Source organism: Paenisporosarcina sp. P4_D4, from assembly GCF_056401835.1.
Map to the genome: position 1 here is coordinate 1 of NZ_JBFUIO010000159.1, position 3,879 is coordinate 3,879.

Genomic DNA, 3,879 nt, shown 5'->3' on the forward strand with positions numbered 1-3,879 from the left:
GCTTAATCTTGATTGGCGTTCAACTAATCAACTCATTATTAATGTTCGTATTGATTGGCTTCATCACTTTCCCGCTAGTTTGGATATGGGGAATGTACGACGCATACCAAGTTGCCGATCGAATGAATAAACGCACTTACTGACCACTTCCAATTTGGAGTGGTTTTTTTATTCGCGGTTTCTCCCTTTCTATTCGCGCTTCCACACTTTCTATTCGCAGTCCATCAAAAAAGAGCCTTCCACAAATTCGGAAGACCCTCATTTTATATCCTTCTCACTCTGAGAGGGACTTTTTCAATTTATATTTTCTCCAAATATCTTCAGCAGCACCAGAGCCCAATATTACGCCTGCGACAATCAAAACAAGTCCGTAAATATGACGACTTGTGATGGTTTCATTAAGAAATACAGATGAACCCACCAAGGTAAACAATGTATTCAAATTCATGAAAATGGCTGCTTTAGAGGGGCCGGCCTTTCCTACTGAATAGTTATAAAGCATATGGCCAACTGCTGTTCCAATCATTCCACTTCCAAAGAATGCTACCCAAAACATCGGTGGAACTTCTAAAAATGCTCGAATTTCCCCAGGCTCCTGGAACAGGCTAATTAGGAACAATACGAATGATCCGATTAAGAACATGTATGCTGTAAGCAACCTGGGATCCAGTGTTTTTGCAGCTTTACTGATAACCAAGTAACTGAAAACCTGTGTCAATATGGCTAGAAACACGAATACGTCACCAAAAGATAACCCAGAGGTTCCTTCTCCTGCAGCTAGTACTGTTGCGCTGACTCCGAACAATCCGAGTATTACTCCTACCCATTGCAATCTAGAGGGATAGATCCTCATAATCATTGACACTAATACCGCGGTTAGTACTGGACCTGTGCCAAGAATTAAACCGGCATTCGAACTTGTCGTCATGGTCAGTCCGATCGACAAAAAGTAATGGTGGCACACAACATTAAGAAGTGCACCAAGGACAATGAATTTCCATTCTTGTTTTGTCGGTTTTCTGACGATGCGAAGTACCGCTAAAATCGAAAATACGGTTAAACTGGCTAAAAAAATGCGAAAGGCAGTCATTGTTACAGGACGCACTTCGCTAACTAAATATTTTACGGCAGGCAAATTAAAGCCCCATATGAACATAACGAAAACGAGTATGCCATAGATTTTCCATTGTTTCACGTGGTTTTCACCTCACCATTTCTTCGTTCTAGGAAAAGCATAAGCGCTACTTTAGCTCGACGCAGGAGCAAGGTACCCTTTGCGACGAGTAACCGCAGGAGCAAGATTCCCTTTGCGACGAGTAACCGCAGGAGCAAGAACCGATGCGATAGCCTGCTTTCGCCTGAGTGTCTGAAGCTAAGGCGTGAGCTAGCGCTTGGGGCTAGACATAGCAATTCTATAATTTTAGATACCCATCAAATAATTAAGCATGTTGATTGTAGCTTAAAAACAATAGAACAACCATCTTAATTCTTTAACTGGCTAAAGTAAATGATTTATTTCTCGATATCGTATAGTTGTCTATTACAACATACTTTGCCACACAACAGCTTTGCCCTAAAATAGATTCTTCCATATAATACTTTTAAAAATTTTCTTACTCTTATTATCCCAAAAAAGAGCATCCACATGGATACTCTATCGTCTGGTTTTATCATGAATTATGACTCATTCTTCTAAATTAGGTTTTTGCTTTTGACTGCGCAGAGGAACTTCTTTAATGGTAAATGTCAAAAGTGTAGCGATCGCCATGACAATTGCCGCTACTAAAAATACATTTGATAAAGCAAATGTTAATGATTGTTGTAAGTGCAACATTAAATCATTAAATAGTGGCAACATTTGTTCAGGTAACTGTGCCCGAATGGACTCGAGTTGTGTATGGTCCAATAATAAATTGGGGTTTTGGAATTTGCTTAATGTTTCTCTTGCAGCTTCAGGTACTTTGCTTGAATCGAATGAAGCCATTTTATCTTTCATCGATGTATTCAATACTGTTCCGAGAACAGCCACACCAACTGTTCCTCCTAGGGAACGGAAAAGTTGAGTAGATGCTGTTGCTACACCCAAATATTCAGATCCAACGGAATTTTGAACAGTCATAGTAAACACGGTCAAGCCCATTCCGATACCAAAGCCCACCAAAATTAAGTAAAGCACAAGTAGCCACTGGGAAATGTCCATGTCCATTTGGGACAATAATAAAAGACCAACGACAGAAACCGCCAGACCAAAAGTGGCTTGTCGCTTATATTTCCCTGTTTTTGTAATCAATTGTCCACCCCATGCACTCGCTCCGACTAAACCAAGAGTCATGGTCATCGAAATGAAGCTGGAATGCGTTGCGGAATATCCTAGTACGCCTTGAACGAAATAAGGCACATACATGAGACCACCGAACATGCCTATTCCTACCGCAAAGCCAATAATATTTGAGAATGTAAAATTGGCATATTTAAACAAGTGCAAAGGCAATATTGGACTCTTCGCTCGGTTTTCAGCCCAAATAAACAACCCCAAGGAAACAATCGATCCTGCGAATAACGACAAGATGATGTCTGATGACCAATCATATTTAGAACCAGCCCATGAAAACGCAAGCAACATTGGAACCAATGTTCCGGTAAGGAAGAAAGTGCCTAAATAGTCAATGGTCTCATTTTGGCGTCTTTCTGTTTTAGGGAACAGCCTTAATATCAATACAAAAGCGACAATACCTAGTGGCAAGAACACCCAAAATACCCATCGCCAGTCTAGATTATCGACAATATATCCACCAATAGTTGGTCCAAGAACACTGGATATACCAAATACAGAACTCATAATACCTTGCCATTTTCCACGTTCTCGAGGGGCAAACAAGTCTCCCACTGCCGCAAAGGCTGTAGGAATAATAAGGCCTGCACCCACACCCTGGATGGCACGATAAATGATCAACTGTTCAATATAAGCGGATGTGCCACACAAAAATGCGCCAACAGAGAATATTAAAATACCGATTAGAAAAAACGGCTTTCTTCCATAGATATCAGAAAGTTTACCTGCAACGACTGTCRTAATGGCACTCGTTAACATAAAGCTGGTAAATACCCAACTGTAATAATTCAAACCACCTAAATCAGAAATGATTTTTGGCAAAGCATTGCTGACGATTGTTTGGTTAACTGCTGCAAAAAATAGTGCCCCAATAATCGCAATCATAATAGTTACTTTTTCTTTTTGTTTTAAATGTTCCATGTAGAAATCAAACCTTTCTCTCGTTTGGCTTAATTTTCTGAAGAATATTCATGACTGAGAGCATTTCTTCATTTGAAATATCGCCAAACGTTTTACTGAAATATGCAAACATTATTTCGTCCATTTTCTTCACGAGCGTTAATCCTTCATCAGTCAAAGTCATATAAACCGTACGTCGATCTGAATCATTGCGTTCGCGGATGAGATATCCTTTTTGCACCAATTTATCACTCGTCAATGTGACATAACTATTGGTTGAATTCAATCTTCGTGCCACATCGGACACACGAAGTGTACGATCTTCTTCCAATGCACGTAGAACTGTAAATTCATTAAATGGTATATATCCTTCAAATTCGACCGCAAAATCTTGTCGAGTACTTCTTATTAAATAGCGGAAAGATCGGACAAACTCCTGAATTATTTCTTTGCGATCGTTCATGGAAAAACCCCTTCAACATTAAATAGTTTAGTAACTTAACTACTTTAGTATAGTAAGCTTGGAACTGACGGTTGTCAAATTGTGTTGCTTTCCAAAACAAAAGTCAAAATTGTGCACAAAAAAAATCCATTCAACAGAAACCTGTCAAATAGAGTGAATAAGGCAGGACTGATAAATCTTGACC

Annotated in this window: 3 protein-coding genes; all 3 read right to left on the reverse strand. The window is 39.5% G+C overall.

Going from position 1 to position 3,879, the window contains the following annotated elements:
* Positions 1 to 274: 274 nt before the first annotated feature.
* A complete protein-coding gene (locus tag AC1DSL_RS16250) occupies positions 275 to 1,195 on the reverse strand; it encodes a DMT family transporter (RefSeq protein ID WP_342542061.1) in 921 nt (306 codons plus the stop codon).
* Between the two features lie 489 nt (positions 1,196 to 1,684).
* Entirely contained in the window at positions 1,685 to 3,253 is a 1,569-nt protein-coding gene (locus tag AC1DSL_RS16255; RefSeq protein WP_477532990.1) for an MDR family MFS transporter, read from the reverse strand.
* A gap of 7 nt (positions 3,254 to 3,260) precedes the next feature.
* Entirely contained in the window at positions 3,261 to 3,695 is a 435-nt protein-coding gene (locus tag AC1DSL_RS16260; RefSeq protein WP_342542063.1) for a MarR family winged helix-turn-helix transcriptional regulator, read from the reverse strand.
* Between the last annotated feature and the right edge of the window lie 184 nt (positions 3,696 to 3,879).

What these genes read in the sequence shown, in the direction of transcription:
- AC1DSL_RS16260 (WP_342542063.1), bottom strand. Translation starts at nt 3,695, where the DNA reads ATGAACGATCGCAAAGAAATAATTCAGGAGTTTGTCCGATCTTTCCGC.